The sequence below is a fragment of the Pseudomonas sp. 14A genome, assembly GCF_018132745.1.
GTDB classification, from domain to species: Bacteria; Pseudomonadota; Gammaproteobacteria; order Pseudomonadales; family Pseudomonadaceae; genus Aquipseudomonas; species Aquipseudomonas mercuritolerans.
In genome coordinates, this window is the sequence record NZ_JAGRQJ010000014.1 from 287,740 (window position 1) to 301,435 (window position 13,696).

Genomic DNA, 13,696 nt, shown 5'->3' on the forward strand with positions numbered 1-13,696 from the left:
GGAGCGAGCCTGCTCGCGAAAGGGGCGAGACATTCAGCATTAATAGCGCCTGATACGCCGCATTCGCGAGCAGGCTCGCTCCCACAGGAAAACAAAAGCCCGCCAAGGCGCGAACCTTGGCGGGCTTTTTCGTATCCGGGGGTTTAGAACGCGCCCATGTAATCGCGCTTGCCCACTTCAACGCCGTTATGACGCAGCAACGCATAGGTGGTGGTGACGTGGAAGAAGAACTGCGGCAAGCCGTAAGTCAGCAGATACGCCTGACCACTGAAGCGCTTCTCCTTCGGCGTGCCCGGACGGGTGACGATTTCGATGCCTTCCTTGCCATCGATCTGCTCTGGCTTGATCTCGCCAATGAACGCCAGGACCTTGGTGATCAGCGCTTGCAGTTCGGCGAAGGTGGTTTCAGTGTCGTCGTACTTCGGCAGTTCGACTTCAGCCAGACGCGCCGACACGCCTTTGGCGAAATCAACGGCGATCTGCACCTGACGCACCAGCGGGAACATGTCCGGGTACAGACGCGCTTGCAGGAAGACGCTCTGGTCGATGTTTTTCGCGCTGGCGTGGGCTTCGGCCTTTTTCAGCACATCGCTCAGGGCGTTGAGCATTTGTTGAAAAACCGGGACGGATGCGGCGTACAGTGAAATGGTCATGGCAATCTCATGTGATGGCTGGGTAATACATGGTGGCGATTATAGCCATGCTTGATGAGCACACGGCTTGCCTTTTGTTTGGCAAGGATTAGGCTAGGCGGCTTCGACTGCAGAGGGAACGCGCGATGAGCAACGAACAAGAATCCACCTCCGACCAGCCACGGCTAAATGCCACGGAAATCCGCATTCTCGGTGCGCTGATCGAAAAACAGGCCACCAGCCCGGAAACCTATCCGCTGACCCTCAACGCGCTGGTGCTGGCCTGCAATCAGAAAACCAGTCGCGAACCGGTGATGAACCTCAATCAGGGTCAGGTCGGGCAAAGCCTGCGGGCGCTGGAGGGGCATGGTTTCACCCGGCTGGTGATGGGCAGCCGTGCCGACCGCTGGGAGCACAAGGTCGACAAGGCGCTGGAACTGGTGCCGGCACAGGTGATTCTGACGGGTCTGATGTTTCTGCGCGGCCCGCAAACCGTCAATGAACTGCTCACCCGCAGCGGGCGCATGCACGAGTTCGAAGACGCCGAGCAGGTCGTGCATCAGCTTGAACGCCTGATTGCACGCGGTCTGGCGGTATTGATTCCGCGTCAGGCCGGGCAGCGTGAGGATCGTTATACCCATGCCTTGGGCGATCCGGCGGATATCGAAGCGATCCTGGCGGCGCGGCAGAATCCCGGGGAGCGCTCGAGCAGTGGCGTTTCCCTGGAGCGTATCGAAGAACTGGAAGCGCGGATCGCAGCGCTGGAAGAACGCCTGGCCCGCCTCGAATAACCACCGCAAAGCCATTGTTGGAGCGAGCCTGCTCGCGAAAGCGTAGTGTCAGTCACCACGATCTCGAATGACCCATCGCCTTTGCGAGCAGGCTCGCTGCCACAGGGTCTGCGCGATATTCAGCTGCCCGCTTCATTCCCCATCCCAATAATCCACCCCATCCACCTGCCGCGCGACAGCGACAAAGCCCGAGGCGTTGCCCTCGGCATCCACCGCGAAGTTATCCATCACCGCATACTTGTTCGAATCCGGATACTCGCAGATCTCCGGCTGCTGCTGAGTGCTGATCGCCAGATAACGCAGCTCATCCGCGCTGGTATTGATGATCTGGTGAGCCTTTTCCGGTCCGCCCGGTGGGCAGGCGATCACATCACCGGCGCGGATCGGAAAACGCTCGCCTCCCAAGCGCACCTCGCCCTCCCCGGCCACCACGTAGAACATCTCCTCATTGACCCGATGGCTGTGGAACGGACTGCCGCGCATGCCCGCTGGCAGCGCATACAGGCGATAACCGAGCTTCTGCGCACCGAGTTGCTGGCCGATCCGCGCGAAACGCTGATGATAACGCCCGGCAGTGTCGCCTTCAGGGGCGAGGGCTTCGGGAAGGGCTTCGAGTTCGACCTCGTTGAGGTTGAGGATGGGCGGATGCATGGGCGGCCTCGGTTATGGTTTTTGTGATGGGCACGTCTGTGCGTGCTGGCGAGGATTATAGATAGTGATCAAGAACCGCAGCGCCGCCTTCGCGAGCAGGCTCGCTCCCACATTCAATCGCATTCCAACTGGAGGAACACGCTCAACCTGTGGGAGCGAGCCTGCTCGCGAAGCGGCCAGACCCGCCACCACAAAACTCAATCAGCTACGCGCAAAATCCACCGCCGCCGCAAATTGCGCCTCATTCGGCCGCACCCCGGTGTACAGCACGAACTGCTCCAGCGCCTGAATCGCAATCACCTCAAGCCCGGTGATTACCCGCTTGCCCTCGGCTCGTGCACGCACAATCAGTGGGGTTTCCGAAGGGATTGCCACCACGTCGAATACAGTCTCAGCCGCTTTGATCACTTCAGGCTCAAACGCGAGTTGCCCCGCCTCCGGCCCGCCGTCCATGCCTACCGGGGTGACATTGATCAGCATCTGCGGGCGCTCGCTGCCAAGCTCGGCCTGCCAGCGATAACCCAGCGAATCCGCCAGGGCGCGGCCGGCGCGCTCGTTACGGGCGACAATCAAACCGTTCTTGTAGCCACCATCGCGCAGGGCGCTGGCCACCGCTTTGGCCATGCCGCCGCTGCCGCGCAGGGCGAAGGTTGAATGTTTCGGCACCGCGTGGCTCTCCAGCAACTGCGCGACAGCGATGTAGTCGGTGTTGTAGGCCTTGAGATGGCCGCCAGTGTTGACGATGGTGTTGATCGACTGGATCGCCGCTGCCGAGGCATCCAGTTCATCGACCAGCGCAATGCAGGCTTCCTTGAACGGCATCGACACGCCGCAGCCGCGAATGCCCAGTGCCCGAATGCCGCCGACCGCGCCGGTCAGGTCCTGGCTGCTGAACGCCTTGTAGTAGAAATTCAGGCCCAGCTGTTCATACAAATGGTTGTGAAAACGCAGACCGAAATTCCCCGGCCGCCCCGACAGGGACATGCACAGTTGGGTGTCTTTGTTCGGGTTCATCTGCATGAAACTTCTCCTTCAAACGCACTTTCGGATGGACGGGATTGGCCAGCCCACCGGGTTCTGAATCATCATTTAGGCTTGTTTGTGGCGCCGCGCAGCCGGGTAAAGAAGCCGGTACAGACCTTACACAAAATTTACCCAGCGGCTGTGCTGAATTTCGCAAATTTGCTGTCTTAGCTGTATCCCCGCGACAACTGTGGGCCTGATTCAGGCCGCGGCGCCGGGTCGAAGAACCGAGGACTTATCATGATTCGTAAACTTCCCATCATGGCTTTGTTGATTGGCGCATTTGCCGTCACCGGCCAGGCTGAAGCGGGTGGTGGCCATGGCTGGCAGGGCCCTGCAGTGTTTGGCGCGATCGTCGGCTCGGCCATCATCGGCTCGGCACTGATCAACCAGGATCGACCGGTGTATGTGCAGCAACAACCGGTTTATGTTCAGCCGCAACCGGTCTACGTGCAGCAACCGCCGCCACCGGTCTACTACCAACCGGCGCCGGTGTATGTGCAACAACCGGTCTACGTGCAGCCGGCCCCCGTCTACTATGGCCCGCCTCGTGGTTATTACGGTCGTCCCCACGGCTACTACGGCGGCCCGCATGGCTACTACGGTGGTCCACGCTGGTAAGCGCAATACAGAGCCCTGCTTTCGAGCGGGGCTTTTTTATGACCGCCGGTCGGCCAACGTCTGAAAAAATCTCGCCAAGGTCGCTGTGAGGACAGTTCGAGCAGCTAAAGTCGGCATGATGGAATCGACCGTCGGGCTTTTTTCATCAAACGGTCACCGCTTTGTCATGACGGAACCGCAATCTGAATCCGTCCGTAAACAACAGATCGATAACAACAAGGACGACTGTATGCCCACACAAAACCCGCACCGCATCGTCGGTCTGTGCACCTCGAGCAAGGTGTACAGCGCGCTCACCGAACTCAAGCATCTGGAAGGCCATCGCTGCGCCAAGCTGCTTTCCCTGCTCGCCGAAAACCTCGTGCACAAGGGCCTGCTCAATGAACGCGAAGTCATGCACATGCTCGATCAAGTGGTCGAATGACGGCAGACCTCACTGGCATCAATGACCACTATCGAAAGCGTTGATTTTCCGCAGCGCCAACGAGCCCCTAAGGTAGCCCCATCAGTTTGATGGAGGTTTCCCCATGGCACAGGTTCAAATCATGTCGGTGATCGGCAGCGCAGTTCCCGCTTCACTCCGCGCCTCGGGCTTGCTCGCCTGCTGGTATCTGGTGCGCGATGGCGAGCCGATCAGCGGCCCGCTCATTTCGTTGCCGGCAGCGCAGGCTTTGTCGCAACAGGTCGCCAGCGCCTCGTTCCGTGCTTAAGGCAGTTGCACCTTGGGCTTGGTCTCGACGAACAGCGCCCAGCTCGACAGGAACAACGCGGCAATCAGCGGCCCGATCACAAAGCCGTTGAGGCCGAAGACTGCGAGGCCGCCAAGGGTCGAGACCAGGATCAGGTAATCGGGCATTTTCGTGTCCTTGCCCACCAGTATCGGGCGCAGCACGTTGTCGACCAGGCCGATCACGAATACGCCGAACAAGCCCAGCACCACGCCCTGCCAGATCATGCCGCTAAGCAGGAAGTACGCCGCCACCGGCGCCCAGACAATCCCCGCGCCCACCGCTGGCAACAGCGACAGAAACGCCATCAGTACCGCCCAGAGCAGCGCGCTGGGAATGTCGAGAAACCAGAAAATCAGCCCGCCCAGCGCGCCTTGGGTCACGGCCACGACCACGTTGCCCTTGACCGTGGCGCGCACCACGCGGTTGAACTTCAGTTGCAGGCGACGCTTGTGGTTTTCTTCCAGCGGTACGGCAGTGCGCATCTTGCGCGCCAGCTCGGGGCCGTCACGCAGGAAGAAAAACAGCAGGTAAAGCATGATGAAAAAGCTCACCACGAATTCGAACGTGCCCTGGCCGAAGCTGAACGCCTGAGTCGCCAGCACCTGGCTGCCCTGCATCGCCGCTTTGACGATCTTCTCGCGCAGGCTGTCAAGTTCGCCCACACCGAAACGATCGAGCAGGTTCTGGAAATACGGCGGCAGGCTGTGTTTGAACTGCGCCAGATACGCGGCGATATCCAGTTCACCGCTTTCGATGTTCTTGTAGACCGTCGCCCCTTCCTGCACCAGCAGGATGCTGACGATGATCACCGGCAGAATCGCGATCACCAGACACAGGCTCAGGGTGCACAGCGACGTTACGTTGCGTGGCCAGCCGAATTTCTGTTGCACCCTGCGCTGCACCGGCGCAAACAGAATGCCGAGGATGACAGCCCAGAACACCGCGCCGTAGAAGGGCAGCAGGATCCAGATGAAGGCCACCGTGACCAGCACCAGCAGCACCGTCAGGGATTTGAATTGCAGACTCTTTTCGTTCATATCCGGTCCATGTCAGTCAGGCGTCACGCACGCCCGCCCCACTTAGTCAGCCGCCACGCGCGCGAGTGCCATGTTTATTCATGCAGCATAGATCCAGATCAATAAACCCTCGCAACAGCTGCCCTACCCTGCGTGGCTTTTGCGACTGACACCAAGATGCCTAATCTCACCGCCCCCGAGCTTCTCGCCCCCGCCGGCACCCTGAAAAACATGCGTTACGCCTTCGCCTACGGCGCCGATGCCGTCTACGCCGGGCAGCCGCGCTACAGCCTGCGCGTACGCAACAACGAATTCGACCACGCCAACCTGGCGCTGGGCATTCGAGAGGCGCAGGCGCAGGGCAAGCGCTTCTACGTGGTGGTCAACATCGCCCCGCACAACGCCAAGCTGAAGACGTTTCTCAAGGATCTGGCGCCGGTGATCGAGATGGCCCCGGATGCGCTGATCATGTCCGATCCGGGCCTGATCATGCTGGTGCGCCGACATTTTCCGCAGATGCCGATTCACCTGTCGGTGCAGGCCAACACGGTGAACTGGGCGAGCGTCGAGTTCTGGCAGCAACAGGGGCTGAGCCGGATCATTCTGTCGCGCGAACTGTCGCTGGAAGAGATCGGCGAAATCCGCGAGCAGGTGCCGGGCATGGAGTTGGAAGTGTTCGTGCACGGAGCACTGTGCATGGCCTATTCAGGGCGCTGCCTGCTTTCCGGCTACATGAACAAACGCGATGCCAATCAGGGCACCTGCACCAACGCCTGCCGCTGGAAGTACACGGCGCAACAAGCCACGGAAAACCAGCTCGGCGAGATCGTCCAGACCTTTCAACCCGAGCCCACCCTAGGCCTCGGCGCACCGACCGATCAGGTCTTCCTGTTGCAGGAAGCCAATCGTCCCGATGAATTGATGCCGGCTTTCGAAGACGAACACGGCACCTACATCATGAACGCCAAGGATCTGCGCGCGGTGCAGCATGTCGAGCGGCTGACGCGTATGGGCGTGCATTCATTGAAAATCGAAGGCCGGACCAAATCGCATTTCTACTGCGCGCGCACCACCCAGGTATATCGCCGGGCGATCGATGATGCCGTGGCCGGGCGCGAGTTTGATCGCAGCCTGATGCTGGATCTCGAGTCGCTGGCCCAGCGCGGCTACACCGAAGGTTTTCTGCGCCGGCATGTGCATGACGAATATCAGAACTATCAGCACGGCAGTTCGGTGTCGGAGCGGCAGCAGTTCGTTGGCGAACTGACCGGCGAGCGCCGGGATCGCCTGGCCGAGGTGAAAGTGAAGAATCGTTTTACCGTGGGCGATCATCTGGAACTGATGACGCCCAAGGGCAATTTCCATTTTGATCTGCATGAATTGCAGAGTGTCAGCGGCCAAGCGATCGAAGTGGCGCCGGGGGATGGGCATACGGTGTACGTGCCGATACCGGACGCAGTGGATTTGCGCTTTGGGTTGTTGATGCGGGATTTGCGTGTTGGTTGACTGGCGATTTTGTCTGGCACTCGCAGCATGGCCGTGATTTGCTGGTGAAGCCGATGCCGTCTTCGCGAGCAGGCTCGCTCCCACAGTGGATCTGTGTCGTACATATATCCATTGTGGGAGCGAGCCTGCTCGCGAAGAGGCCGGCCCACTCAATGAAAAATCCAGACCTCAGCGCATATCATCCGACAATGGTGTCGGCTCATCCGCCGGCGGTACATCCTCGTCATCCGGCGGATCCTTCCAGTCATCCGGGCGGTCGGCATCGCTCAGCGGATCGCGCCCCGGGTCCATGCCCGGCGGTGCATCGTGATCGCTCAGGGTCGGCTCGTCGGTGCCGGATACGGGGCGGGTCTGGTCGGTGGGCGCCATGCCACCGGGAACAAGCGAGTCATCAGCCATGCTGCACCTCACAATACTGGCCCGGATTATCCGGGGCGTATTGTTTGGAAGCGCGGCCGTCGGCGGTGTGCGATACGTCAGACCAGCGGCATCAGCCTTGGGCGATAAAGCGATCACGACTGTTGGTCAGGTGCAGCCACATCGCGGCGCGGGCGGCATCGGCGTCCTGACGCTTGATCGCATTCAGAATCGCCTCGTGTTCCAGATTGGCCAAGTGCCCGAGCTTGCTCAGATCCGCCGCGCCGCGCTCGGCGGCATTCAGGCGATTGCGCGGGATCATCGCACTGCCCAGGTGCTGCATGATCTCGCTGAAACAAGCGTTGCCGGTGGCCTCGGCGATCAGCAGATGAAAACGCCGATCGGCTTCCACGCAACTGTCGTTGTTCGCCAGCAGCCGTTGATAGTCATCCAGCGCCTGACGCATCTGCTGCACCTGCTGCTCACTGCGCCGCTGCGCCGCCAGCGCCGCCGCTTGCGTCTCCAGGCCCATGCGCAATTCGAGAATGCTGCGCACACCGAGCGCCGTGTCGACATTCAGACGCAGGCCCTGCTCCGCTGCGCGCTCGATCACGAAAGTGCCGATGCCATGGCGCGTCTCGACCAGCCCCGAGGCCTGCAACTTGGAAATGGCCTCGCGCACCACCGTGCGGCTGACCCCATGTTCCTGAACGATGGAATTCTCCGACGGCAGTTTGTCACCGGGCGACAGTTGTCCGAGCAGGATGCTCTGGGTGAGCTTTTCCACCAAGTCATGAGCGAGATTGTGCGTGCGTTTGCGCGCAGGCGCGTCGAGGTCTTCTTGCATGATCGGTTCCGGTGATCGGGGCTTGCCGATCGTAGCACTGCAGGATGACGGTTGAGATGGATTTTAGCGGTCGATGGGCCATCAACTTGTATGACAACACTCAATTACGTCGAATGTTTTTGATAGCCAGCCACCACGCATCACCATTCACAGCTCAAAGAGGCGCTGCGCTCGACTGGCGAAATGCTCAATGAATACGAGATATAATCCGGTTTTCGCATAAAAAACCGAACAATCAGAAGAATTTGATCGCCCTCCCCACTTGTAGGACAAAAAATTACAGTTGTATGATGTCTAGCAACAACGCAGCACCCAGTCCTACCCGCATAAAAATAATCAGTGGGAGAAACATCAGTGAAAACCTCCATCTCCGGGATGCAGGACAGCGTCGATCCGACGCTCGCCTCAGCCATCTCCAAAGTCAAACGCCACGTCCTGCCGCTCTTCGTGATCATGTTCATCGTCAATTACATTGACCGGGTGAACATCGGCTTCGTCCGCACCCACATGGAAACCGATCTGGGCATTGGTGCTGCCGCTTATGGCTTCGGCGCCGGGCTGTTCTTCATCGGTTACGCGCTGTTCGAAGTGCCGTCCAACATGCTTTTGCAGAAAGTCGGCGCACGTATCTGGCTGACCCGCATCATGTTCACCTGGGGCATAGTCGCCGCCTGCATGGCGTTCATCCAGAACGAAACCCACTTCTATATCCTGCGCTTCCTGCTCGGTGTCGCCGAGGCCGGGTTCTTTCCCGGGGTGATTTATTACTTCACCCGTTGGCTGCCCGGTGTCGAGCGGGGCAAGGCGATCGCGATCTTCCTTAGCGGCTCGGCCGTGGCCTCGCTGATCTCCGGCCCGCTGTCCGGCCTGCTCCTGCAGATCAACGGATTGGGCATGCACGGCTGGCAGTGGATGTATTTCATCGAGGGGATGTTTTCGGTGTGCCTGTGCGTTTTCGTCTGGTTCTGGCTGGATGCCAAACCCCACGACGCCAAATGGCTGAGCCGCGCCGAACAGGATGCGTTGGTCAGCGCCATCGACGACGAGCAAAAGGCCCGCGAAGCCGCGACGCCGATCCGGCCGTCGCTGGGCAAACTGCTCAAGGACCGGCAGATCATTCTGTTCTGCCTGATCTACTTCTTCATTCAGTTGACCATTTATGCGGCGACTTTCTGGCTGCCGAGCATCATCAAGAAGATGGGCGAACTCAGCGACGTGCAGGTCGGCCTGTTCAACTCGATTCCATGGTTGCTGTCGATCGTCGGCATGTACGCCTTCGCCTCGCTGTCGGCGAAGTGGAAACACCAGCAAGCGTGGGTCGCCACGGCATTGTTGATCGCCGCAGCGGGGATGTTCATGTCCACCACTGGCGGGCCGATCTTCGCCTTCGTCGCGATCTGCTTTGCGGCACTGGGTTTCAAATCCGCCTCGTCGCTGTTCTGGCCGATCCCACAGGCCTATCTGGATGCACGCATCGCGGCGGCAGTGATCGCGCTGATCAACTCGGTAGGCAACCTCGGCGGCTTCGTCGCGCCGACCACGTTTGGTCTGCTGGAGCAACACACCGGCTCGATCCAGGGCGGCCTGTATGGTCTGGCCGCGACCTCGATCATCGCCGCAATCATCGTCTTCGCCGCGCGCACCACGCCGAAACCCGCTGCTGAAAAGGCTGTGGCCGACGCCGCGCCGAAACACGCCTGACTACGTCTCGACAAGGAAAACAACAATGACTGTTCATGACACCGCCAAAGCTCCGATCATCACCGACATGCAGGTCATTCCGGTGGCCGGTCACGACGGCATGCTGCTCAACCTGAGCGGCGCCCACGGGCCGTTTTTCACCCGCAACATCGTCATCCTCAAGGACAACGCCGGCCACACCGGCGTCGGCGAAGTGCCCGGTGGCGAGCGCATTCGCCAGACCTTGGAAGACGCGCGCAATCTGGTGGTCGGCAGCCCCATCGGCACGTACCAGAAAATTCTCAACCAGGTGCGCCAGACCTTCGCCGACCGCGATGCCGGCGGCCGTGGTCTGCAGACATTCGACCTGCGCATCACCATTCACGCGGTCACCGGTCTGGAAGCCGCCCTCCTCGACCTGCTCGGCCAACATCTGGACGTGCCGGTGGCGGCGCTGCTCGGTGAAGGTCAGCAACGCGACGAAGTGAAGATGCTCGGTTATCTGTTCTACGTCGGCGATCAACACGAAACCGATCTGGCCTATCGCAACGAACCGGACGCCGACAACGACTGGTTCCGTGTGCGCCACGAGAAAGCCATGACCGCCGAAGCAGTCGTGCGCCTGGCCGAGGCGGCGCACGCCAAGTACGGTTTCAAGGATTTCAAACTCAAGGGCGGCGTGCTCAGCGGCGATGCTGAAATCGAAGCGGTCACGGCACTGGCCGAGCGCTTCCCCGACGCGCGGATTACCCTCGACCCGAACGGTGCATGGTCATTGAAAGAGGCCATTCGTCTATGCCGCGATCAGCACCACGTACTCGCCTACGCCGAAGATCCGTGCGGTGCCGAAAACGGTTATTCCGGCCGCGAAGTCATGGCTGAATTCCGCCGCGCCACCGGCCTGAAAACCGCGACCAACATGATCGCCACCGACTGGCGCGAAATGGGCCACGCGATTCAGTTGCAGTCAGTGGACATCCCGCTGGCCGACCCGCACTTCTGGACCATGCAGGGTTCGGTACGCGTCGCGCAGATGTGCCACGAGTGGGGCCTGACCTGGGGCTCGCATTCCAACAACCACTTCGATATTTCCCTGGCCATGTTCACCCACGTCGCCGCCGCCGCACCCGGCGAGATCACCGCCATCGACACCCACTGGATCTGGCAGGACGGCCAGCGCCTGACCAAGGCACCGCTGCAGATTGTCGATGGTCTGGTGCAGGTGCCGAAAAAACCGGGGCTGGGCGTGGAACTCGACATGGATCAAGTGGCCAAGGCCCACGAACTGTACAAAGGCATGGGCCTCGGCGCGCGGGATGACAGCGTGGCGATGCAGTTCCTGATTCCGGGGTGGAAATTCGATAACAAGCGGCCGTGTCTGGTGCGGTAATCCAGCAGGCGCCGCTGATTTCAATTGTGGGAGTAGGAGCTGCCGAAGGCTGCGATCTTTTGATTCTGTTTTTAAGATCAAAAGATCGCAGCCTTCGGCAGCTCCTACAAATCGGTTTTCAGCTTGAGATCTGCAGCAGCCAGGTTTTGAACGCTTTCATCGCCACCGTTTCCGCTCGCGACTGCAACCGCGTCAGCCAGTAACTACCCGTGGTGATCTCGATCGCAAACGGCTGGCAAATCGCATCAGCCGCCAGTTGCCGGGCGAACATCAGCGGCGGCGCCAACGCCACGCCGCCGCCCTGCAATGCGGCTTCCATCATTGCCAGCGACGAATCGAACACGATGCTTTGCGGTGGCGCGGCCTGCGTCGCCAGGCCCGCCGCGTGAAACCACTCCGGCCATTCATCGGTACGATAGGAACGCAGCAAGGTCTGCTGCAACAGGTCCGCCGGCGAGTGCAGCTGCCGGGCAATCTCCGGCACGCACAACACCGACAACGGCGCATCGAGCAAGCGCGTCGCCTCAATGCCATGCCAGGCGCCAGCACCGAAACGAATCGCGAAATCCAGTCCTTCCGCCGCCACATCCACGCGGTTGTTATTGGTCGACAGACGTAAATCTATAAGCGGATGTTTCCCCCGAAAGTCTGCCAGCCTCGGCAACAGCCAGCCCACTGCAAATGTACCCACCGCGCCGACCGTCAACATGTCGCGATACTGCCCACCGGCCAGACGCTCGAGCATCTGCGCAATATGATCGAATGATGTGCTGAGTACCGGCAGCAAGGTTTCGCCTTCACTGGTCAGCATCAGCCCACGGGGCAGGCGTTTGAACAGGGTCAGGTTGAGTTGCGCTTCCAGGCTTTTGACCTGATGGCTCACCGCCGCTTGTGTCACGCACAACTCGACGGCAGCACGGGTAAAACTCAAGTGACGTGCCGAGGCTTCAAATGCGCGCAGAGCGTTGAGCGGCAGTTGCGGTCGAATCATGCGTTGCCCCAAATTTTTCTAATGGCTCATGCGAGTTTTCATCGTTTGTCGATGGCCGGCGAAGTGCCTAAATTGGCCGCGCTGATCGGCCGCCCGATGAAAAATCACCCGCAGTGTAGCGGGATACAACAATCGACACTCATGGAGAGTGATTCAATCATGTGTTCCTTAGAACCGAGAAAGGTCTTTTCCTACACCGCTTTCGCACTGTTCTTCGCCAGCGTTGCCTGTCATGCCGCAACGCCGACGGATGCGCAATTACAGGCACTGGTCAGCCAAGCCGTCACCCCGGTGATGCAGCAAAACAACATCCCGGGGCTGACCGTAGCGATCACGCTGAATGGCCAGGCACATTACTTTAACTACGGGGTCGCCGCTAAAGACACCGCGCAAAAGGTCAGCGAAAACACCCTCTTCGAAGTCGGCTCGGTGAGTAAAACCTTCACCGCCACCCTCGCCGGTTACGCCCAGGCCACAGGCAAACTCGACCTGTCGAGCAAGGCCAGCCAACTCTGGCCGGAGCTCAAGGGCAGCGCCTTCGACAACATCAGCGTGCTGCAACTGGGCACCTACAGTGCTGGCGGACTGCCGCTGCAATTTCCCGCTGAGGCGGATTCTTCCGACAGGATGCTCGGCTATTACCAACAATGGAAACCGCAGTTTCCCGCCGGCAGCCATCGCCTGTATTCCAACCCGAGCCTGGGCCTGTTCGGCTACCTGACGGCGAAAAGCCTCGGCCAGCCCTTCGACCAGGCAATGACGCAAACCCTGCTGCCAAAACTCGGTTTGCAGCACACCTTCCTCAGCGTGCCGCCAGCGCAGTCGAAGCTTTACGCCCAAGGCTACGACAGCGCCGACCAACCGGTACGCGTCAGCCCCGGCGCCCTCGACGCCGAAGCCTACGGCATCAAAACCAGCGCCGCCGACCTGCTGCGTTACGTCCAGGCACAGCTGCAACCGGCCAGCCTTGCGCCTGATCTGCACCAAGCCATCGCCAACACCCACATCGGTTATTACCGCGTCGGCGACATGACCCAAGGCCTGGGCTGGGAACGCTACGCCTACCCGATCAGCCTGGAAAAATTGCAAAACGGCAACTCGACCCCGATGGCCATGGAGCCGCACAAAGTCGAGTGGCTGACCCCACCGCAAGCTGAACCGGCCAACGTGCTGTTCAACAAAAGCGGATCCACGCGGGGCTTTGGCGCGTATGTGGCGTTCGTGCCGTCGCGAGACATGGGCATTGTGATTCTGGCCAACAAGAACTACCCGAACGTCGAACGGGTGAAGATTGCGCATACGGTTTTCGCGGCGTTGGCGGATTAGGAGTGAGAGATCGTCCGATCGCGGCCCGAGCCTGCGGCAGCTTCTACAGGATCGGGTTTTCACTCGGTTAACGTTGGAGGTGTCGCAGACTGCAACAACTTTCGATCAGAAGATGACTTGTGGGAGCGAGCCTG

At 60.1% G+C, this 13,696-nt stretch carries 15 protein-coding genes; 8 read left to right on the forward strand and 7 right to left on the reverse strand.

Going from position 1 to position 13,696, the window contains the following annotated elements; translation table 11 throughout:
• Positions 1-143 precede the first annotated feature (143 nt).
• Positions 144-653 (reverse strand): DUF1993 domain-containing protein, encoded by a 510-nt coding sequence (locus PS14A_RS15985; RefSeq protein WP_041477165.1) that lies wholly within the window; start codon positions 651-653, stop codon positions 144-146.
• Between the two features lie 125 nt (positions 654-778).
• Between PS14A_RS15985 and PS14A_RS15990 the strand changes: the two genes are divergently transcribed.
• Entirely contained in the window at positions 779-1,423 is a 645-nt protein-coding gene (locus PS14A_RS15990; RefSeq protein ID WP_212616710.1) for a DUF480 domain-containing protein, read from the forward strand.
• A 132-nt stretch (positions 1,424-1,555) separates the two neighbouring features.
• Here PS14A_RS15990 and PS14A_RS15995 read toward each other — a convergent pair whose 3' ends face one another.
• Both PS14A_RS15995 and PS14A_RS16000 read right to left on the reverse strand, forming a co-directional pair.
• Positions 1,556-2,074 (reverse strand): cupin domain-containing protein, encoded by a 519-nt coding sequence (locus tag PS14A_RS15995; protein WP_137214740.1) that lies wholly within the window; start codon positions 2,072-2,074, stop codon positions 1,556-1,558.
• Between the two features lie 201 nt (positions 2,075-2,275).
• The gene (locus tag PS14A_RS16000; protein WP_137214739.1) at positions 2,276-3,094 is read right to left on the reverse strand and encodes a shikimate 5-dehydrogenase; all 819 of its coding nucleotides are present in this window, start codon (positions 3,092-3,094) and stop codon (positions 2,276-2,278) included.
• Positions 3,095-3,337: 243 nt separating this feature from the next.
• Here PS14A_RS16000 and PS14A_RS16005 point away from each other — a divergent pair, with 243 nt between their 5' ends.
• The 3 genes from PS14A_RS16005 (at position 3,338) to PS14A_RS16015 (ending at position 4,428) form a co-directional block, all read left to right on the forward strand.
• A complete protein-coding gene (locus PS14A_RS16005) occupies positions 3,338-3,718 on the forward strand; it encodes a hypothetical protein (RefSeq protein WP_212616711.1) in 381 nt (126 codons plus the stop codon).
• A gap of 229 nt (positions 3,719-3,947) precedes the next feature.
• Entirely contained in the window at positions 3,948-4,142 is a 195-nt protein-coding gene (locus PS14A_RS16010; RefSeq protein ID WP_016770691.1) for a hypothetical protein, read from the forward strand.
• A gap of 103 nt (positions 4,143-4,245) precedes the next feature.
• The gene (locus PS14A_RS16015) at positions 4,246-4,428 is read left to right on the forward strand and encodes a hypothetical protein (protein WP_212616712.1); all 183 of its coding nucleotides are present in this window, start codon (positions 4,246-4,248) and stop codon (positions 4,426-4,428) included.
• Here the strand turns inward: PS14A_RS16015 and PS14A_RS16020 are convergent.
• Positions 4,425-5,486 (reverse strand): AI-2E family transporter, encoded by a 1,062-nt coding sequence (locus PS14A_RS16020; protein WP_137214738.1) that lies wholly within the window; start codon positions 5,484-5,486, stop codon positions 4,425-4,427. The two genes, PS14A_RS16015 and PS14A_RS16020, sit on opposite strands and share 4 nt — an antisense overlap.
• Positions 5,487-5,642: 156 nt before the next feature.
• Here PS14A_RS16020 and yegQ point away from each other — a divergent pair, with 156 nt between their 5' ends.
• Positions 5,643-6,971, forward strand: a complete 1,329-nt coding sequence (gene yegQ / locus PS14A_RS16025) for a tRNA 5-hydroxyuridine modification protein YegQ (protein WP_212616713.1) — start codon at positions 5,643-5,645, stop codon at positions 6,969-6,971.
• Positions 6,972-7,139: 168 nt separating this feature from the next.
• Here yegQ and PS14A_RS16030 read toward each other — a convergent pair whose 3' ends face one another.
• Together PS14A_RS16030 and PS14A_RS16035 are read right to left on the reverse strand one after the other, a co-directional pair.
• Positions 7,140-7,370: a hypothetical protein gene (locus PS14A_RS16030; protein WP_071172961.1), complete on the reverse strand. Its 231-nt coding sequence runs from the start codon at positions 7,368-7,370 to the stop codon at positions 7,140-7,142.
• A gap of 91 nt (positions 7,371-7,461) precedes the next feature.
• Positions 7,462-8,175, reverse strand: a complete 714-nt coding sequence (locus PS14A_RS16035; protein WP_016775357.1) for a FadR/GntR family transcriptional regulator — start codon at positions 8,173-8,175, stop codon at positions 7,462-7,464.
• 354 nt (positions 8,176-8,529) lie between these two features.
• Here PS14A_RS16035 and PS14A_RS16040 point away from each other — a divergent pair, with 354 nt between their 5' ends.
• Together PS14A_RS16040 and gudD are read left to right on the forward strand one after the other, a co-directional pair.
• The gene (locus PS14A_RS16040; RefSeq protein ID WP_024013478.1) at positions 8,530-9,876 is read left to right on the forward strand and encodes an MFS transporter; all 1,347 of its coding nucleotides are present in this window, start codon (positions 8,530-8,532) and stop codon (positions 9,874-9,876) included.
• A gap of 25 nt (positions 9,877-9,901) precedes the next feature.
• Complete coding sequence (gene gudD, locus PS14A_RS16045; protein ID WP_212616714.1) at positions 9,902-11,245, forward strand: glucarate dehydratase; 1,344 nt, start codon at positions 9,902-9,904, stop codon at positions 11,243-11,245.
• Between the two features lie 118 nt (positions 11,246-11,363).
• Here gudD and PS14A_RS16050 read toward each other — a convergent pair whose 3' ends face one another.
• Positions 11,364-12,236, reverse strand: a complete 873-nt coding sequence (locus PS14A_RS16050) for a LysR family transcriptional regulator (protein WP_137214734.1) — start codon at positions 12,234-12,236, stop codon at positions 11,364-11,366.
• A 159-nt stretch (positions 12,237-12,395) separates the two neighbouring features.
• On the opposite strand from PS14A_RS16050, the gene ampC reads away from it, so the two are divergent.
• Complete coding sequence (gene ampC, locus PS14A_RS16055; protein WP_212616715.1) at positions 12,396-13,562, forward strand: class C beta-lactamase; 1,167 nt, start codon at positions 12,396-12,398, stop codon at positions 13,560-13,562.
• Positions 13,563-13,696 lie beyond the last annotated feature (134 nt).

Bases quoted from the DNA above. Each gene is read 5' to 3' on its own strand.
- PS14A_RS16035 (WP_016775357.1), bottom strand. From the start codon at position 8,175: ATGCAAGAAGACCTCGACGCGCCTGCGCGCAAACGCACGCACAATCTC.
- PS14A_RS16020 (WP_137214738.1), bottom strand. From the start codon at position 5,486: ATGAACGAAAAGAGTCTGCAATTCAAATCCCTGACGGTGCTGCTGGTG.
- PS14A_RS16050 (WP_137214734.1), bottom strand. From the start codon at position 12,236: ATGATTCGACCGCAACTGCCGCTCAACGCTCTGCGCGCATTTGAAGCC.
- PS14A_RS15995 (WP_137214740.1), bottom strand. From the start codon at position 2,074: ATGCATCCGCCCATCCTCAACCTCAACGAGGTCGAACTCGAAGCCCTT.
- ampC (WP_212616715.1), top strand. From the start codon at position 12,396: ATGTGTTCCTTAGAACCGAGAAAGGTCTTTTCCTACACCGCTTTCGCA.
- gudD (WP_212616714.1), top strand. From the start codon at position 9,902: ATGACTGTTCATGACACCGCCAAAGCTCCGATCATCACCGACATGCAG.
- PS14A_RS16015 (WP_212616712.1), top strand. From the start codon at position 4,246: ATGGCACAGGTTCAAATCATGTCGGTGATCGGCAGCGCAGTTCCCGCT.
- yegQ (WP_212616713.1), top strand. From the start codon at position 5,643: ATGCCTAATCTCACCGCCCCCGAGCTTCTCGCCCCCGCCGGCACCCTG.
- PS14A_RS16030 (WP_071172961.1), bottom strand. From the start codon at position 7,370: ATGGCTGATGACTCGCTTGTTCCCGGTGGCATGGCGCCCACCGACCAG.
- PS14A_RS16010 (WP_016770691.1), top strand. From the start codon at position 3,948: ATGCCCACACAAAACCCGCACCGCATCGTCGGTCTGTGCACCTCGAGC.
- PS14A_RS16000 (WP_137214739.1), bottom strand. From the start codon at position 3,094: ATGCAGATGAACCCGAACAAAGACACCCAACTGTGCATGTCCCTGTCG.
- PS14A_RS15985 (WP_041477165.1), bottom strand. From the start codon at position 653: ATGACCATTTCACTGTACGCCGCATCCGTCCCGGTTTTTCAACAAATG.
- PS14A_RS16005 (WP_212616711.1), top strand. From the start codon at position 3,338: ATGATTCGTAAACTTCCCATCATGGCTTTGTTGATTGGCGCATTTGCC.
- PS14A_RS15990 (WP_212616710.1), top strand. From the start codon at position 779: ATGAGCAACGAACAAGAATCCACCTCCGACCAGCCACGGCTAAATGCC.